Raw genomic sequence first — 15633 nt, forward strand, 5'->3', positions numbered from 1 at the left:
GAAAAGCAAGCGTTCATACGGAATTCCTCGTGAAGAAGGGCCGTGCGCCGACGCATCCGTCTCGCGCAGATCGGCAATCTAGTCGATCTTTCGATTTCTTTCGTTTGTGGTTTACACTAATAACGAAAGAAATCGAAAGCTCATAGATTGGCCGCTCCCGACGCACGTTTCTGCCGATTTCTGCTGGAACGTCGTCGGGCTCGCCCGCCGAACGCCTCCGATTTCGCCTTGCACGGCATCAAACGAAAGCATTCGACGGATCAGAACCCACTTCGAAAGACGCGACCGATGCAAAACAACTGGCTCGTTCACGCGCTCGTCACGACCCTGCTCTGGGGCGTGTGGGGCGCATTCACCGGCTTGCCCGCCGAACACGGCTTCCCCGACACGCTGATCTACGTGGTCTGGGCGTTCACGATGATTCCGCCGGCGCTGGTCGCGCTCGGCCGCGCCGGCTGGCGTGTGCGGTGCGATGGCCGTTCGCTGGCGCTCGGGCTCGCGATCGGGCTGCTCGGCGCGGGCGGGCAGATGCTGCTGTTCCGCGCGGTCGAATCGGGGCCGCCGTATCTCGTGTTCCCGATCGTGTCGCTGTCGCCAGCGCTGACGATCGCGCTGTCGTTCCTGCTGCTGCGCGAACGCACCGGCAAGCTCGGCGTGGCCGGCATCGTGCTCGCGCTGTGCTCGCTGCCGCTGTTCGACTTCCAGTCGGGCCAGGGCCCCGCGCGGTTCGGGCTGTGGTTCGCGCTCGCGCTGCTGGTGCTCGTCGCATGGGGGCTGCAGGCGTATTTCATCAAGATCGCGAACGCGACGATGGACGCGGAATCGATCTTCTTCTACATGGCGCTGACGGGCCTGCTGTGCGTGCCGTTCGCGCTGTGGATGACCGACTTCGGCCGCACGATCAACTACGGGATCGGCGGCCCGGGCCTCGCCGCCGTGATCCAGGTGCTGAATGCGATCGGCGCGCTGACGCTCGTCTATGCGTTCCGCTTCGGCAAGGCGATCGTCGTGTCGCCGCTCGTCAACGCGGGCGCGCCGCTGCTGACGTCGGTGATCTCGATGATCGTCACCGGTGCGACGCCGACCGGCAGCAAGCTCACGGGCATCGCGCTGGCGCTGCTGGCCGCGCTGCTGCTCGCGCTGCAGCCGGAAGGCGCCGCGGCAACCCACACGGCGGGGGAGTCGGCATGAACCCGCTGCTCGATCTCGTCCGCCGTCACAAGCAATCGTCGCGTCACGCGCCGCCCGGCACACCTGCGATCGGCATCCCGTCCGTGTGCTCCGCGCATCCGGTCGCGATCGCCGCCGCGCTGCGCGAATGCGCGGCGCGCGAACGCCCCGCGCTGATCGAGGCGACCTGCAACCAGGTCAACCAGGACGGCGGCTATACGGGCATGACGCCGCACGACTTCCGTCGCCACGTATTCGACATCGCCGCGCGCGAGCGCGTGAGCCCCGATGCGATCCTGCTCGGCGGCGACCATCTCGGCCCGAACGCATGGCGCCGGCTGCCGGCCGCGCACGCGATGGACAAGGCCGAGACGATGGTCGCGCAGTACGTGGCGGCCGGCTTCCGCAAGCTACATCTCGACTGCTCGATGTCGTGCGCGGACGATCCGCAGCCGTTGCCCGAAGCCGAGATCGCCGCGCGGGCGGTGCGCCTGTGCCGCGCCGCCGAGGCCGCGTGGGCGGCCGGTGCGCCGCGCGGCGACGCGCCCGTCTACGTGATCGGCACCGAGGTGCCGGTGCCCGGCGGTGCGCACGAGACGCTCGACGCGGTCGCGGTCACCACGCCCGAAGCGGCCGGCTCGACGCTCGCGCTGCACCGCGACGCGTTCGCGCGCGCCGGCCTCGACGATGCGTGGTCGCGCGTGATCGCGATGGTCGTGCAGCCGGGCGTCGAGTTCGATCATCACAAGGTGATCGACTACGACGCCGGCAACGCGCGTGAACTGAGCGCATTCATCGAAACGGAACCCGCGCTCGTGTTTGAAGCGCATTCGACCGATTACCAGACGCCCGACAACCTCGCGCAACTCGTGCGCGACCACTTCGCGATCCTGAAGGTCGGCCCCGGCGTGACCTTCGCGATGCGCGAAACGCTGTGGTCGCTGGCCGCGATCGAGCGCGAATGGCTCGGCGGCGACGACGGGTTCATCGCGACCGTGCTCGGCGTGATGCGCAACGAACCGGCGCACTGGCGCGACTACTACCCGGCCGGCGCGCAACTCGAACTCGATCTCGCGTACAGCCTGAGCGACCGCATCCGCTACTACTGGACCCATCCCGTCGTGCAACGCGCGTGCGCCAACCTGCTCGCGCGCCTCGATGCGTCGCCGCCGCCGCTCACGCTCGTCAGCCAGCATCTGCCGCGCCAGTACGAGGCTGTCCGCGAAGGACGGCTCGCGCTGCGCGCCGGCGCCCTGTTGCAAGACGGCACGGCCGCGGCCGTCCGTCCGTATCTCCACGCGTGTGCCGCGTGACCGACTCTCCTCAGATCTGCTCATGGAATTTTTCGACCTCGATCCCGCCGACCTCAGCCGCCGCCACGCCGCCCACACGGCACGCGAAATCGCCCAGCAACCCGACGTCTGGCCCGACGTGCATGCCGTCGTCGACGCGCAGCGCGCGGCGCTCGACGCGTTTCTCGCGCCGCTGCTCGCCGATCCCCGCCTGCGCATCGTCCTGACCGGCGCGGGCAGCTCGGCCTTCATCGGCCAGTGCCTCGCGCCCGCGCTGCGGCACCGCTTCGGCGGCCGCGTCGAAGCGGTGGCCACCACCGACATCGTCGCGAACCCCGGCGACACGCTGCAGCCGGGCGTGCCGACGCTGCTGGTGTCGTTCGCGCGCTCCGGCAACAGCCCCGAAAGCGTCGCGGCCGTCGAGCTGGCGGATCGCCTCGTCGACGGCTGCCGCCACCTCGCGTTCACGTGCGCGGCCGACGGCATGCTGAACCGCCGCCTCGGCACGCATCCGCGCGCGCACGTCGTGCTGTTGCCCGAGGCCACGCACGACCAGGCGTTCGCGATGACGTCCAGTTTCAGCGGCATGCTGCTCGGCGCGGCCTGGGCGTTCGGCGTGGCCGGCATGCCGGTCGGGCCGCTGGCCGACGCCGCGCGCACGCTGCTGCGCGACCACGCGTCGCGGCTCGCCGCGCACGTGCGGCAGTTGCCCGAGCGCGTCGTGTATCTGGGCAGCGGCACGCTGCTCGGGCTCGCGCGCGAAGCCGCGCTGAAACTGCTGGAACTGACCGACGGGCTGATCGTCGCGATGGCCGAATCGCCGCTCGGCTTCCGGCACGGCCCGAAAACGTTCCTCGACGAACGCACGCTCGTCGTCGTGCTGCTGTCCGGCGATCCGCATACGCGCCGCTACGACCTCGACCTGCTGCGCGAACTGCGGCGCGAAAACCGCGCGGCCGGCATACTGTCGGTCGGCGTCGCGCCGGCCGACGACGCGGGCGACACCGGCACGCCGTCACCGTCCGGCGACGACCTGACGGTGCCGCTGCCGCCCGGCCTGCCCGATCTCGCGCTCGCGCCCGTCGCGCTGGTGCTCGCGCAGTGTTTCGCGCTGCTCGCGTCGCTGCGGCTCGGGCTCACGCCCGACAACCCGAGCGCGTCCGGCACCGTCAACCGCGTCGTGGCCGGCGTCACCATTCATCCGTACGCGGGGCAGCCCACATGACTCCACTCTTTCTCGGCATCGACGGCGGCGGCACGAAAACCGCGTTCATGGTGATCGACCGTCAAGGCCGCGTGCGGGCGCGCCACGAAACGACCACCAGCTACTACCTCGAGATCGGCATGGACGCGCTGCGCACGCTGCTCGCCGACGGCGTGCATGCGGTGCTGGCCGCGGCGAACGTCGCGCGCGACGACGTCGCGTACGCATTCGCCGGCCTGCCCGCGTACGGCGAGGACAGCCGCCTGCTGCCCGAGCTCGACGGCCTGCTCGCGCCGCTGTTCGCGCGCGAGCGCTACCGGATCGGCAACGACATGGTGTGCAGCTGGGCCGGCACGCTGGCCGGCGGCGACGGCATCAGCATCGTCGCCGGCACCGGATCGATCGCGTACGGGCAACGCGAAGGCCGCGCCGCACGTTGCGGCGGCTGGGGCGAGGTCTTCGGCGACGAAGGCTCGGCCTACTGGCTCGCGCGCGAAGGGCTCGCCGCGTTTTCGCGGATGGCGGACGGCCGCGCCGCGCGCGGGCCGCTGTTCGACATCGTGCGCGCGCACTTCGCGCTGGAACACGATCTCGACCTGTGCGCGGCCGTGAATGCGGGCGCGGTGCGCAGCCGCTTCGCGCAGCTGTCGCGGCTCGTGATCGATGCAGCGCACGCGGGCGACCCCGCAGCGCACGCGCTGATCGACCGCGCGACCGACGAGCTCGCGCAACTCGCGGCAGGCGTCGCGCGCACCCTCGGCTGGCCGCCCGGCGAACCGCTGCCGGTGTCGTATTCCGGCGGCGTGTTCAACGCCGGCGCGCGCGTGCTCGAGCCGCTGCGCGACGCGCTCGCGCGCCGCGTGCCGGATGCGGTGCTCACCGCGCCGCGGCTCGGGCCCCACGTCGGCGCGGCGGTCCACGCGGCCCGGCTGGCGGGCATGCCGCTCGACGCGCCGGCCTTGCATGCGCTCCAGCCCGGCCAGGGGTTTTGATATCATTTCGGCTCCCTGTCTTGCCGAAATGGACATGCCCGCTCACCGAGTGCCTCCGTCGCCTGCCGTCGATCACGCGCCGCTGCTTGTCGAAGAACGTCGCCGCCTGATCTGCGAGCTGGTGCGCGAGCGGGAGAAGGTCACCGTCGAGGAACTGGCCGAGCGGTTCGGCATCTCGCTCGTCACGGTGCGCAGCGACCTGAACGCGCTCGCGGCGGCCGGCGCGGTGCTGCGCACCCACGGCGGCGCGCTGGTGCTGCGCGAAAGCGACGAGGTGCCGATCGCGGTCAAGCAGAAGCTCCGTCACGCGGAGAAGGTGCGGATCGCGGCGGCCGCCGCCGCACTGATCGGCGACGGCGAAACGATCCTGCTCGACTCCGGCAGCACGACCGAGGAAATCGCGAAGCAGATCCTCGCGATGAAGCTGCAATCGCTGAACGTGATCACCAATGCGCTGAACGTGGCCGTGCTGCTCGCGGCCGCGCCGCACATCAACCTGATCATGCCGGGCGGGCAGCTTCGGCCGAACTCGTATTCGCTGTCGGGGCCGCAGGCCGTCGTCGCGCTGCAGGGGCTGTACGCGGACCGGCTGTTCCTCGGCGTCGACAGCCTCGATCCCGAGATCGGCCTGATGACGCCGCACCTGCTCGAAGCGCAACTGAACGCGCAGATGCTGAAGATCTCGCGCCAGGTGATCGCGGTCGCCGATTCGTCGAAGCTGATGAAGCGCAATCTCTCGGTGATCGCGAGCGTCGAGCAGCTCGACATGCTGATCACCGATACGGGCGCCGACGCAGCCGTGGTCGACGACCTGCGCCAGCGCGGCATCGACGTGCTGACGGTCTAGCCGCCCGACTATCCCCTCTTTCCGGACACCCGATGCCACCCGTCTCGTCCCCGCCCGTTCTCGACACGCCGCGCCTGGTGCTCGAAGGCCATCCGCTCGGCGACTTCGACGCACTCGCCGCCATGTGGGCGGAACCCGGCGTCGTCGCGCACATCTTCAACGGCGAGCCGTCCGCGCCGCGCGACTCGTGGATGCGCATGCTCGCGTATCGCGGGCTGTGGCCGCTGCTCGGCTATGGCTACTGGGCGATTCGCGAAAAGGCGTCGGGCCGCTATGTCGGCGATCTCGGCTTCGCGGATTTCCACCGGAACATCGAACCGCCGATCCGCGGCGTGCCGGAAGCCGGCTGGGCGCTGGCGACGTGGGCGCAGGGCCGCGGCTATGCGACCGAGGCGCTCGCGGCCGCGCTCGCATGGCTCGACGCGCAGCAGCGGTTCGAGCGCAGCGTGTGCCTGATCGCGCCGACCAATGTCGCATCGATCCGGGTCGCGGAGAAAGCCGGTTACGGCGAGCCGCGGCTTATCCGGTTCAACGACGCCGATTCGTTGATGTTTTCGCGCAAGAGCCGATAAGCGCGGCGAGCCGGCGGCCGCGTCAGTCGGCTGCCGGTTCGTAGCAACGCACGAAGAGGCCGTCTTCCATCGGCCAGCAGTTGCCGCCTTCATCGCGCACGATCCAGTCGCCCGGCTGCACCGGCCGCCAGCCTTCCGGCGTCGCGACCGCCCACTTCCCGTCACGGCGCTCTACCCGTTCATGGTCGCCGTCGGCGAACCACCGTGTCGCATCGACGTGACTGGTGCGTTTTCTGAATCTCATCCCGTCACCTGCAGAAACGAATTTCAATGTCGCGTGGCCGCGGCGCCGGCGTCGAGCGATCGCTGCCGCACCCTCAGCGCGTGGGTGGCCAACCGGGTCGCGTGCAACGCCGTCCAGCCCTCCGCGATGAGCGCCTCCAGCGTGTCGCGCGCGATGGTGGAAATCCGGACATCGATTTCCTGCATGCGCATCAACGCCGACACGACCTCGGCCGGTTGATCGGGTGCAAGCGCAAGCACGAACGCCGACCGCATCTCGGCCGCGCGGACGGCTTCGTTCCAGTCGGCGCGCGCGACCGCGGCTTCGATCGCCTGCGTGAGTGCCTCGAGACGCTGGACGACTTGCAACGGCGTCATTTCATTTCCCCGTCAATCGTTCGTACCATCCGCTTGCCCGCCCGTCAGGCGCCGGCGCGGCGTCGCGCCGACCCGCGCGCATCCGGTTCCGCACGCGAGCGACATGGCTCGACGTGTCGTCGAAACCGGCAGTCGATACGATCGGGAAACGATGCCATCGCAGTGCGCGATGCGCGCGAGTCGGCTGCGCAGATTGTAGGGAGCGGCACCCGCCCATGTCGGTAATATTTTGTAATGATATGTCGACTAACCTTGCCTGGCCTGGGTTTGACCGGTGCGAGCGCGGTTCGCGACCGCGGCCTGGCGCAAACGTTTTCGTCTGAAGGATGCGCGGCCGCGCAACGTCGCGAGCGCCGCGCCGGCCCTCGCCCCGAACCGTTTCTGCCCCGCGCGCGACCCCGCCTCGCGCTTCCCGTACCTGCCGCCCGGCGGCGGCGATTGGCCCATAGCTAAGCTCACCGAACGATTCAGATTTCGCCACATTCCACCGGAATGTTGCGCAGTATCATCCACGTCGCTTCGGCTACGACGCGTTCGGACTGGGCCTGACCGCTCGCCACCTTCCCGTTTTGCCCCCTTCGTTTAGCGATGCCCATCCGAATCCTGCTCGTCGAAGACGACGTCCCGCTGTCCGCGCTGATCGCCGACTATCTGCGCCAGCATCATTACCAGGTGGACACGCTGTTCGACGGCGCCGGCGCAGTGCCGGCGATCGTCGCGAACCGCCCCGACCTCGTGCTGCTCGACGTCAACCTGCCGGGCAAGGACGGCTTCGAGATCTGCCGCGAGGCGCGCATGCAGTACGACGGCATCGTGATCATGGTGACCGGCCGCGACGAACCGTTCGACGAATTGCTCGGCCTGGAACTCGGCGCGGACGACTTTCTCCGCAAGCCGGTCGAGCCGCGGCTGCTGCTCGCGCGGATCAAGGCGCAGTTGCGGCGCACGCGCGTGCCGGCGGGCGAGCCCGCGCCGGATTCGCCGCAGCGATACGTGTTCGGCAAATTCTCGATCGACCGGGCCGATCGCCGCGTGCATCTTCCCGACGGCAGCACGCCGCGCCTGACGTCGACCGAATTCGACCTGCTGTGGGCGCTCGTGTGCCGCGCGGGCGAGGTGGTCAGCCGCGAAGACCTGACGCTGCTGCTGCGCGGCATCGCGTTCGACGGCCTCGACCGGTCGATCGACGGTCGCATCTCGAAGCTGCGCCGCAAGCTGCGCGACGATGCGGCCGAACCGAAACGGATCAAGACGATCCGCTCCAAGGGCTATCAGTTCAGCAAGCACGCGTGGGATTGACGCCGCGTGCGGGCCGGCGAGCGGCGTGGCGCGAGCGGGGCCCGCGATGTCCGGCGTGCGTTCGCGGCTATTGCGCGCGGGCCGTACCGGCATCCGGATTCGCACGCGTGCCCGGCTCCGCCTGCCATCCGCCGCCGAGCGCCTTGTACAGCGCGACGAGATCGGTCGTCGTCTGCAACGCGCCCTGCTGCGCCTGCTGCCGCCCCTCCGACCATTGCCGCTCGGCGTCCAGCACGTCGAGGAACGGCGACAAGCCTTTCCGGTAGCGATCGCGCGCGAGGTCCAGCGCGCCCTGTTCGGCCTTCACCGCATCGTCGAGCGCGGCCGCGCGCGCCTGGTCGGTGCGGTACACGGCCAGTGCATTGTCGACGTCGCGCAGCGCGACGAGCACCGCCTGCCGGTAGGCGAGCGCCGCCTCGGCCTGGCGCGCCTGCGACAGCCTCAGGTTCGACACGAGCTGCCCGCCGGAGAAGATCGGCAGCGAGATGGCCGGCCCGAACGAATAGAACAGGTGCGACCAGTGCGCGAGCTCGCGCACGTGCGACGCACGCAACCCGACTTGCCCGGTCAACGAGATGTCCGGATAGAACTGCGCGACCGCGACGCCGACGTCGGCGGTGGCCGCATGCAGTTCGGCTTCCGCGCGGCGGATGTCGGGGCGCCGGCGCGCGAGCGTCGACGGCAGGCCGACGGGCACGGTCGGCGGCACGTCCGGCAACGCGCGCGGCGCGTCGAGCCAGTCGTCGAGCGCGCCCGGCGCGCCGCCGACCAGATACGCGAGACCGTTGCGCAGCAGCACGATCTGCTGGTCGAACTGCGGCAGTTGCGCGCGGATCTGTGCGAGCCGCGCGTCGGCGCTGCGCACGTCGAGATCGCTCGCGAGACCGTGCGCGGCCTGCTCGCGCGTCAGGTCGAGCAGTTCGCGCTGCGCGCGTTGCAGGTCGTCGGCCAGCGCGCGCTGGGCTTGCGCGCCGCGCAGTTGCAGATAGGTCTGCGCGACCTCCGCCTCGAGCGACAGCAGCGCGTCGTCGCGGCTCGCGATCGCCGCGCTCGTCTGCGCGCCGGCCGCTTCGACCGAGCGGCGCACGCGCCCGAACAGGTCCAGCTCCCACGACGCGTCGAAGCCGGCCTGCCACAGGTTGACCGGCGCCTCGAGCGCATCGATCGCGCTACGCGCGCCCTGCTGCACGCGCGCGCCGGTGCCCGGCCCGAACCGGTCGAGCGGCGAGCCCGGCGCGCCGAGACGATCGACGCGCTGGTCGATGCCCTGTTCCTCGACGATGCCTTTCAGGCCGAGCTGTTCGCGCTGATAGCTGGCGGTCGCCCGCACGTCCGGCAAACCTTGCGCGGCGGCCGCGCGAACCTGCGCGCGTGCCTGAGCGATGCGCAGCACGGCCGCCTGCACGTCGAGGTTGTCGTGCGCCGCGCGCTCGACGAGCCGGTCGAGCAGCGGATCGCCGAACGCGCGCCACCAGCGCGGATCGGGATCGGCGTCGACCGTCGGCGACGACCGTGCGGCCGCGTCCGACGCGGGAGACGCCGCCTGTCCGTCCGCCCGCATCGCATGCCAGGTGTCCGGCACGTCCGCGTGCGGCGGCTGGTAGTCGGGCCCGACGGTGCAGCTTGCGACCACCGCGCATCCGGTGAAGATCGTCACCATGCGGCGCACGAGGCTGCGAATCACGCGGCGATTGCGGTTGTCCCGACGTGCGTTCATCTCAATGCCCTCCCGCGGCGCGCGCGGCCTTCGCCGGCGAGAACAGGAACGTCAGCGGAATGCTGAACGCGCAGAACACCGCGAGGATCGCGAACACGTCGATATACGCAAGGATCGTCGCTTGCGCGATGAAGGTCTCGTACAGCCGCCCGCCGGCCGTCTGCAATGCGGCCGACGGCGGCGCGCCCGTCAGCCCGCCGATCGCGCGCGCATTCTCCTGCAGCGCATCCTGGAAGTTCTGCGACAGCGTCGACATGTGCGTGGACAGATGCGCCATGCGCGCCTGCGTGCGTTCGCGGATCAGCGCGGTCGACACCGAGATGCCGATCGAGCCCGCGACGTTGCGGAACATCGTGAACAGCGCGGACGCGTCGTCGTTGAGCCGCTGCGGCACGGTCAGGTACGCGAGCGTCGTAATCGGCACGAACATGAAGCCGATCGCGAGCGACTGCGCGCAGCGAATCATCATGAGGTGCGTGTAATCGATGTTCGGCACCAGCGTGCGCGAATAGATCAGCGCGCCGCACAGCAGCACGAAGCCGAACCCGACGAGATAGCGCGTCTGCACGTGCGGCATCAGCCGGCTCACGAGCGGAATCTCGAGCGTGATCAGCAGCGCGCCGGGCGACAGCACGAGCCCCGCGAGCGTCGCCGTGTAGCCGAGATGCTGCTGCGCGAGCTGCGGCACGATCACCGCGCTGCCGTACAGCACGGCCGCGAACGTCGCGATCGTCACGCAGCCGAGCGCGAAATTGCGGTCGCGCAGGCACGACAGGTCGACCACCGGCTTCTTCGTGCGCAGCAGCCACAGCGTCGCGCCGATCAGCCCGAGCGCGGACAGCACCGCGAAGATGCGGATGAAGTTCGAACCGAACCAGTCCTCGTCCTCGCCGCGATCGAGCATCACCTGCAGGCAGCCGAGCCCGATCGCGATCAGCCCGATGCCGATGTAGTCGATGGAGATTCCGCGTTCGGCGTCGCGCCGCCACGGCGGATCCTCGACGAGCTGCATCACCGCGAGCACGGTCAGCGCGCCGATCGGCACGTTGAGCAGGAACACCCAGCGCCACGAGAAATGGTCGGTGATCCAGCCGCCGAGCGTCGGCCCGAGCACCGGCGCGACGACGATCGCGATCGCCGAGATCGAGAACGCGCGGTTGCGCTGCTCCGGCGGAAACGTATCGAGGATGATCGACTGCTGGTTCGGCTGCAGCCCGCCGCCGAACAGCCCCTGCAGCACGCGGAACACGATCAGTTCGCCAAGGTTGGTCGCGACGCCGCACAGGAACGAGCACACGGTGAACGCGGCGATACACAGCAGGAAGTAGCGCTTGCGGCCGAGCAGGCGCCCGAGGAAGCCCGAAATCGGCAGCACGATGCCGTTCGCGACGAGGTACGACGTGAGTGTCCAGGTCGCCTCGTCGTAGCTCGCCGACATCGTGCCGGCGATGTGCGGCAGCGCGACGTTGACGATCGTGGTGTCGAGTACTTCCATGAACGCGGCGAGCGTGACGACGATCGCGATGAGCCACGGGTTCGCGGCGGGTCGCCATGTGCCGCCGGACGCGCCGTTGCGCTCGGGCGGCCGGTTCATCGGCGGGCCTCGCGAAACGGGAATGACGTGCGGGTATCGGGCATCGGATCGCTCCGGTCGACACCGGCCGCGGCGCGGCGGCCGGTCATTTCAGGTGAACGGTCGGCACGGCCGACAGGCCGAGACCGAGCGGCGGACGGGTCGGCAGCGGGCCGTCGAGCACGATCTTCACCGGCACGCGCTGCACGATCTTCACGAAGTTGCCGGTCGCGTTCTCGGTGGGGAACGCGGAGAAGCGCGAGCCGCTGCCGAGCTGGATGCTGTCGACGTGGCCGTGCAGGTCGAGATCGGGATACGCGTCGACCGACACGTCGACGCGGTCGCCGATGCGCATCCGTTCGAGCTGCGACTCCTTGAAATTCGCGGTGATCCACACGCGCGGCGTGACGATCGAGAAGATCGACGTGCCCGGTTGCAGGAACGAGCCCAGTTGCACGTTGCGCCGCGTGACCCAGCCGTCGGACGGCGCACGCATTTCGCAGTACGACAGGTTCAGGTTGGCCGTCTCGAGCTGCGCGCGCGCCTGCAACACCTGCTGGCGGCGCTCCTCGACGGCCGTCTCGGCCTGCCGGATCTGCTGCGGCACGAGGCTCGCGGTGCGCGCCTGCGCCTGGGCCATCGCGACGTTCGCGTCGGCGGTCGCGCGCTGCGCGTCGGCCGCATCGATCGCCTGCTGCGAGGTTGCGCGCGCATCGACCGCGCGTTGCCGCGCCTGCGCGGCGAGCGCCTGCCGGTACGCGGCTTCCGCCGATTCGATCTGCGCGCGCGCTTGCCGGTACTGGGCCGGATACTGCACGCGTGCGATGTCGAGCTGCACGCGCGCCGCATCCAGCTGGGCCTGGGCGAGGCCGAGCTGCGCCTGCGCCGCGTCGACCTGCGCGCGGTAGTCGCGCGGATCGATCTCGACGAGCACGTCGCCGCGCCGCACGAAGGTGTTGTCGTCGACCGCCAGCCGCGTCACGTAGCCGGACACGTGCGGCGCGACCGCGATCGCGTTGCCGTCGGTGTACGCATCGTCGGTGCTTTCCTGGTTGCGCGTCGCGAGCCACCAGACGAGGCCGCCGACGAGCAGCACGATCAGCACCGCGCCGAGGATGATCAGCGTTTTCTTGCCGGGTCGCTTGCGTTCGCCTTCGCCGTCGTTGCCGTCTCCGTCTCCGCCGGTGCGACCGCCGCGATCGTCGTGCGGATGGTCGTCGCCACCGCCGCCGCCCGGCGCGTCGGTCGGGTGCTCGCCGTCGTTGCGGCCCGGCGCGGGGCCCGCGCCGCTGCCGCCACCGGACGGCCCATCGCCTGCGCGCGCGACCACGGTCGGCCAGCGCACGTGCAGCGGCGTCGACAGGGCGGCACCGGCCGCCGCCGACACGAACGCGTCAGGCGCGCCGGTGCCGCGCGGTCCGGGCGTCAGCGCGCGCCGGACCGCGACGCCAAATCGCTCACGAACGGACAACGGGCACAGGATCGCATCGGGCATGAACGGGACTCCGGGCGGCGGCCGCGGGCGTCATTGCCCGCACGGACCTCAAGCGCGCGATCAAGCAAACAGCGGGCCCGGCAAGGTGGTTCGGCTTGGTTCCAGCCGACCGGCACGCCCGATGCGCGACGCGTACGTTTCGACGGCCCCGACAGGACTCGCGAACCATGACACGCTCGACCTCACTCGACACCGACACGCGCGACGAAGATCGCGGCAACAGCACGCCCGGTCCCGAAGGCAAACGCCCCGGCACGGCCACGCCGCCGCCGCGCAGCGCGCACGATCCCGCCGAAGGCAAGCCGGACGAGCCGGAAAACGGCACGCCGCAGGATCGCGCACCATCCCGCAAGCGCGAAGACGCGCGCTAGCCGCGCATTGCGCCGCACCGCGCGCGCGGTCGGCCGCGACAGGCGGCGGCATAAATGACAAGCCGTTGAAAAATCGCGGACGCCCGCCGGCACGCAGCCCCGAAACGCTCACGCGCCGGCAGGCGCGGCGGCGAAGCAGGAATGCAGGTTGCTGTACCGGGTAATGGATCTTTCATTCACCCGTCGCCTGCCCTGCATGACGCCCCCCGACCCGTCCGATTTCCCTGTTCGCGCGGTGCCGCTGGCGCCGCTGGCGAAAGAACGCGCAACGATCATCTGCCATCGCAACCAGCGCGTGCTGCTGGTCGCCCGACGGCCGTCGTCGCGCTGGACGCTGCCGGGCGGCGTGATTCGGCGCGGCGAATCGGCGCTCGACGCCGCGCATCGCGAGCTTCGGGAGGAAACGGGGCTCGTCGATCTCGAACTCGCGTATTTCTTCTACGTGGACGGCAGCGTGAAACGCCATCACGTGTTCGTCGCGAGCCTGCCGCGCGGCGCGCACGCATGCCCGGGCCGGGAAATCGCGCTGTGCCGCTGGGTCGGCATCGACGCGGTGCCGCACTGGCCGGCGAGCGCGCCGACGCAGCGCATCATCCGCCAGTTCGCGGACCTGTGCGCCGCGTGCGGCCTGTCACCGGCGCCGGTCAAGCGTCTTTCGTCGCCTCGTTGAGCCCGGCGACCGGCGGCTGCGCATCACGCGCGAGCCCTTGCGCGAAGACTTTCAGTCCTTCGAGCAGCGGCGTCAACGCCTCCCACAGCGCCTCGTCGTGCAGCAGCCGATAGACGCCGCGCACGCCGGGCGCGACATGCTCATGCTGCGCCGGCTGCCAGGCGCCCACGTGATGCAGCGCGTCGGCCGCCGCGAACGCGGCGCGACCGAACTGTTCCGGCGGAATGCGCGACAGCGCCGTCACGAGCATCGCGAGATTCTGCATGCCGCTCTGCATGCCGGGCTTGTCGAGCACGTCGACGAACGTGTCGGCCAGCCGCGCGTTCGCCGTGACGACCTCGTTCGCGAAACGCAGGAAGCCGTGTCGATGCAGGCTGCCGAGCAGGTGTTCGAGCGCGTCGTGCGCGCCGGGCTCCGGATGCGGAGGCGTCGTATCGGGGGGTTGGCGGTCGGTCATGGGCTTGCTCCGGTTGGGGCGCCAGGCTGCCGTCGTGCCGGCAGCCGTGCGTGCGCCGAATGCGTGTCGTAGTCGTTCACCGGCCCCCGCCGGTGCGGGCAGCCGCGGCCGCGTCAGTGCGAATGGCCGCCGGGCGGCGCCTTGTATTCGCTGCGCGCGCCCATCGCGTCCTCGACGTGATGCACGCCATGCAGCGCGGCGACGCCGTCGATCAGCGCCTGCCTTTCGGCCTCCTCGACCTGTCCGGTCAGGCACACGTTGCCGCGCTCGACGCTCACGTCGATGTCGCGCGGGCGACCGACGAGCCGGCCGAGCGCCGCACGCACGCGCTCGGCGACCTGCGCGTCGCTCGCATCGCCCGCGAGCCAGTCCGCCCGCAGGCCGGCGATCGCGCCGCGCGCATGGTCGGCCGCCCGCTTCGCCTGCGTATTCGCATAATCGGCCACGCCATGCCGGCCCGCAACCGCCTTGTCGCGCAGATACGCGCGCCGGCGCCGGCCGGACGACGGATCGAGAAAGTACATCGCGGCCGCGCCGCAGGCGACGGCCACCGCAAGATTCAACAGCGGATTCGAAGGGGTTCTGGAGTTCATGGAAGCACCGTAGGCAATACCCGGAACGACCGGGCTTCGTTTCGGGTTGCAGCACGTGCCGTTCCCCGCTGCGAGCGTCATGGGCACGCCGGTCTGCCGCGATGCGACGCCGGAAACGACAAGCGTTTGAAAAATCATCGGGCCGCGCATCGCGCGATCAAGCGATCAGGATTCGGGCGGCGTATCGGCCGTTTCCGCGCGTGTGCCGCCCGGCTCGTCCTCGCCGCGCTCGGCCGCGCGCTGCGCCATTTCGACGTAGGTCTGCGCCAGCGCGCGCAATTCCTCCTCCGACGCATCCTCGATCCCGATCAGCCGGTCGCTCGCCGCGCGCGTGACCGCGAGCAATTCGTCGAGCTTCAGGTGCAGCGCCACGCTGTCGCGGTTCTGGTTGCGCTGCAGCAGGAACACCATCAGGAACGTGATGATCGTGGTGCCGGTATTGATCACCAACTGCCATGCGTCGGAGTAGTGAAACACGGGCCCGCTCACGAGCCACAGCACGGTGATGGCGACCGCACTGCCGAACGCGACCGGCGAGCCGGCCCAGGTCGTCACGCCCGACGCGAAACGTTCGAACGCGCGGGTGACCGCGTGCCCGCTCGGCGCGGAACCGGCGCCGGGCTTGCACGCCGTGTCGCGACGGTCGCTCGGTGGTTCGTTGGGTTCGCGCATGACAGCCTCCGGATTCGATGGTTGGTTGGAATGTGCGCATGAACCGCGTCGCCGCCCGCCGCGAACCGGACGCATGCAGGGCCGCTCGGGGGCCGGTCCCGTGTGCGCG

At 70.2% G+C, this 15633-nt stretch carries 17 protein-coding genes; 9 read left to right on the plus strand and 8 right to left on the minus strand.

Annotation, left to right across the window (positions count from 1 at the left end):
* The first annotated feature begins 288 nt into the window (after positions 1-288).
* From H0X95_RS16800 to H0X95_RS16825, 6 genes are read left to right on the plus strand one after another with little or no spacing between them, the layout of a single operon-like run.
* Positions 289-1191 carry a DMT family transporter gene (locus tag H0X95_RS16800; protein ID WP_006498251.1) on the plus strand — a complete coding sequence of 301 codons (903 nt, stop codon included), beginning with the start codon at positions 289-291 and terminating at the stop codon, positions 1189-1191.
* Positions 1188-2483: a D-tagatose-bisphosphate aldolase, class II, non-catalytic subunit gene (locus tag H0X95_RS16805; RefSeq protein WP_059722947.1), complete on the plus strand. Its 1296-nt coding sequence runs from the start codon at positions 1188-1190 to the stop codon at positions 2481-2483. Before H0X95_RS16800 ends, H0X95_RS16805 begins: the two co-directional genes overlap by 4 nt.
* A gap of 22 nt (positions 2484-2505) precedes the next feature.
* A complete protein-coding gene (locus tag H0X95_RS16810; protein WP_006483265.1) occupies positions 2506-3687 on the plus strand; it encodes an SIS domain-containing protein in 1182 nt (393 codons plus the stop codon).
* Complete coding sequence (locus H0X95_RS16815) at positions 3684-4658, plus strand: N-acetylglucosamine kinase (RefSeq protein WP_059722945.1); 975 nt, start codon at positions 3684-3686, stop codon at positions 4656-4658. The genes H0X95_RS16810 and H0X95_RS16815 overlap by 4 nt, the downstream gene beginning before the upstream one ends.
* 34 nt (positions 4659-4692) lie before the next feature.
* Entirely contained in the window at positions 4693-5505 is an 813-nt protein-coding gene (locus H0X95_RS16820) for a DeoR/GlpR family DNA-binding transcription regulator (RefSeq protein ID WP_012493748.1), read from the plus strand.
* A 32-nt stretch (positions 5506-5537) separates the two neighbouring features.
* Entirely contained in the window at positions 5538-6077 is a 540-nt protein-coding gene (locus H0X95_RS16825; RefSeq protein WP_059722943.1) for a GNAT family N-acetyltransferase, read from the plus strand.
* 22 nt (positions 6078-6099) lie between these two features.
* On the opposite strand, the gene H0X95_RS16830 is transcribed toward H0X95_RS16825, so the two are convergent.
* The gene (locus tag H0X95_RS16830; RefSeq protein WP_006490674.1) at positions 6100-6321 is read right to left on the minus strand and encodes a hypothetical protein; all 222 of its coding nucleotides are present in this window, start codon (positions 6319-6321) and stop codon (positions 6100-6102) included.
* Between the two features lie 23 nt (positions 6322-6344).
* Complete coding sequence (locus tag H0X95_RS16835; RefSeq protein ID WP_006498255.1) at positions 6345-6677, minus strand: hypothetical protein; 333 nt, start codon at positions 6675-6677, stop codon at positions 6345-6347.
* A gap of 588 nt (positions 6678-7265) precedes the next feature.
* Here H0X95_RS16835 and H0X95_RS16840 point away from each other — a divergent pair.
* Complete coding sequence (locus H0X95_RS16840) at positions 7266-7976, plus strand: response regulator (RefSeq protein WP_059722941.1); 711 nt, start codon at positions 7266-7268, stop codon at positions 7974-7976.
* 67 nt (positions 7977-8043) lie between these two features.
* Here the strand turns inward: H0X95_RS16840 and H0X95_RS16845 are convergent, their stop codons facing one another.
* From H0X95_RS16845 to H0X95_RS16855, 3 genes are all read right to left on the minus strand, one after another.
* On the minus strand, positions 8044-9636 hold the full coding sequence (locus tag H0X95_RS16845; protein WP_059723099.1) for an efflux transporter outer membrane subunit: 1593 nt from the start codon (positions 9634-9636) through the stop codon (positions 8044-8046).
* Positions 9637-9694: 58 nt separating this feature from the next.
* On the minus strand, positions 9695-11287 hold the full coding sequence (locus H0X95_RS16850) for a DHA2 family efflux MFS transporter permease subunit (protein ID WP_059722939.1): 1593 nt from the start codon (positions 11285-11287) through the stop codon (positions 9695-9697).
* A gap of 85 nt (positions 11288-11372) precedes the next feature.
* A complete protein-coding gene (locus H0X95_RS16855; protein WP_059722937.1) occupies positions 11373-12761 on the minus strand; it encodes an HlyD family secretion protein in 1389 nt (462 codons plus the stop codon).
* A 167-nt stretch (positions 12762-12928) separates the two neighbouring features.
* Between H0X95_RS16855 and H0X95_RS16860 the strand changes: the two genes are divergently transcribed.
* Together H0X95_RS16860 and H0X95_RS16865 are read left to right on the plus strand one after the other, a co-directional pair.
* A complete protein-coding gene (locus tag H0X95_RS16860) occupies positions 12929-13132 on the plus strand; it encodes a hypothetical protein (protein ID WP_006483461.1) in 204 nt (67 codons plus the stop codon).
* Between the two features lie 196 nt (positions 13133-13328).
* Positions 13329-13802: an NUDIX hydrolase gene (locus H0X95_RS16865; RefSeq protein WP_059722935.1), complete on the plus strand. Its 474-nt coding sequence runs from the start codon at positions 13329-13331 to the stop codon at positions 13800-13802.
* Here H0X95_RS16865 and H0X95_RS16870 read toward each other — a convergent pair.
* The 3 genes from H0X95_RS16870 to H0X95_RS16880 all read right to left on the minus strand — a co-directional run bounded on the left by H0X95_RS16870 (position 13777) and on the right by H0X95_RS16880 (position 15524).
* Complete coding sequence (locus H0X95_RS16870; RefSeq protein ID WP_006483456.1) at positions 13777-14259, minus strand: hypothetical protein; 483 nt, start codon at positions 14257-14259, stop codon at positions 13777-13779. The genes H0X95_RS16865 and H0X95_RS16870 overlap by 26 nt on opposite strands.
* Before the next feature lie 113 nt (positions 14260-14372).
* Positions 14373-14852 carry a BON domain-containing protein gene (locus tag H0X95_RS16875; RefSeq protein ID WP_059723097.1) on the minus strand — a complete coding sequence of 160 codons (480 nt, stop codon included), beginning with the start codon at positions 14850-14852 and terminating at the stop codon, positions 14373-14375.
* 165 nt (positions 14853-15017) lie between these two features.
* Complete coding sequence (locus tag H0X95_RS16880; RefSeq protein WP_006483457.1) at positions 15018-15524, minus strand: low affinity iron permease family protein; 507 nt, start codon at positions 15522-15524, stop codon at positions 15018-15020.
* Positions 15525-15633: the final 109 nt, after the last annotated feature.

Origin of the sequence: Burkholderia sp. 9779_493 (assembly GCF_015712215.1) — a bacterium.
In the GTDB taxonomy this organism is placed as follows: domain Bacteria; phylum Pseudomonadota; class Gammaproteobacteria; order Burkholderiales; family Burkholderiaceae; genus Burkholderia; species Burkholderia cenocepacia.

Coding starts and splice junctions, on each gene's coding strand:
- H0X95_RS16800 (WP_006498251.1), top strand. CDS start 289: ATGCAAAACAACTGGCTCGTTCACGCGCTCGTCACGACCCTGCTCTGG.
- H0X95_RS16805 (WP_059722947.1), top strand. CDS start 1,188: ATGAACCCGCTGCTCGATCTCGTCCGCCGTCACAAGCAATCGTCGCGT.
- H0X95_RS16810 (WP_006483265.1), top strand. CDS start 2,506: ATGGAATTTTTCGACCTCGATCCCGCCGACCTCAGCCGCCGCCACGCC.
- H0X95_RS16815 (WP_059722945.1), top strand. CDS start 3,684: ATGACTCCACTCTTTCTCGGCATCGACGGCGGCGGCACGAAAACCGCG.
- H0X95_RS16820 (WP_012493748.1), top strand. CDS start 4,693: ATGCCCGCTCACCGAGTGCCTCCGTCGCCTGCCGTCGATCACGCGCCG.
- H0X95_RS16825 (WP_059722943.1), top strand. CDS start 5,538: ATGCCACCCGTCTCGTCCCCGCCCGTTCTCGACACGCCGCGCCTGGTG.
- H0X95_RS16830 (WP_006490674.1), bottom strand. CDS start 6,321: ATGAGATTCAGAAAACGCACCAGTCACGTCGATGCGACACGGTGGTTC.
- H0X95_RS16835 (WP_006498255.1), bottom strand. CDS start 6,677: ATGACGCCGTTGCAAGTCGTCCAGCGTCTCGAGGCACTCACGCAGGCG.
- H0X95_RS16840 (WP_059722941.1), top strand. CDS start 7,266: ATGCCCATCCGAATCCTGCTCGTCGAAGACGACGTCCCGCTGTCCGCG.
- H0X95_RS16845 (WP_059723099.1), bottom strand. CDS start 9,636: ATGGTGACGATCTTCACCGGATGCGCGGTGGTCGCAAGCTGCACCGTC.
- H0X95_RS16850 (WP_059722939.1), bottom strand. CDS start 11,287: ATGAACCGGCCGCCCGAGCGCAACGGCGCGTCCGGCGGCACATGGCGA.
- H0X95_RS16855 (WP_059722937.1), bottom strand. CDS start 12,761: ATGCCCGATGCGATCCTGTGCCCGTTGTCCGTTCGTGAGCGATTTGGC.
- H0X95_RS16860 (WP_006483461.1), top strand. CDS start 12,929: ATGACACGCTCGACCTCACTCGACACCGACACGCGCGACGAAGATCGC.
- H0X95_RS16865 (WP_059722935.1), top strand. CDS start 13,329: ATGACGCCCCCCGACCCGTCCGATTTCCCTGTTCGCGCGGTGCCGCTG.
- H0X95_RS16870 (WP_006483456.1), bottom strand. CDS start 14,259: ATGACCGACCGCCAACCCCCCGATACGACGCCTCCGCATCCGGAGCCC.
- H0X95_RS16875 (WP_059723097.1), bottom strand. CDS start 14,852: ATGAACTCCAGAACCCCTTCGAATCCGCTGTTGAATCTTGCGGTGGCC.
- H0X95_RS16880 (WP_006483457.1), bottom strand. CDS start 15,524: ATGCGCGAACCCAACGAACCACCGAGCGACCGTCGCGACACGGCGTGC.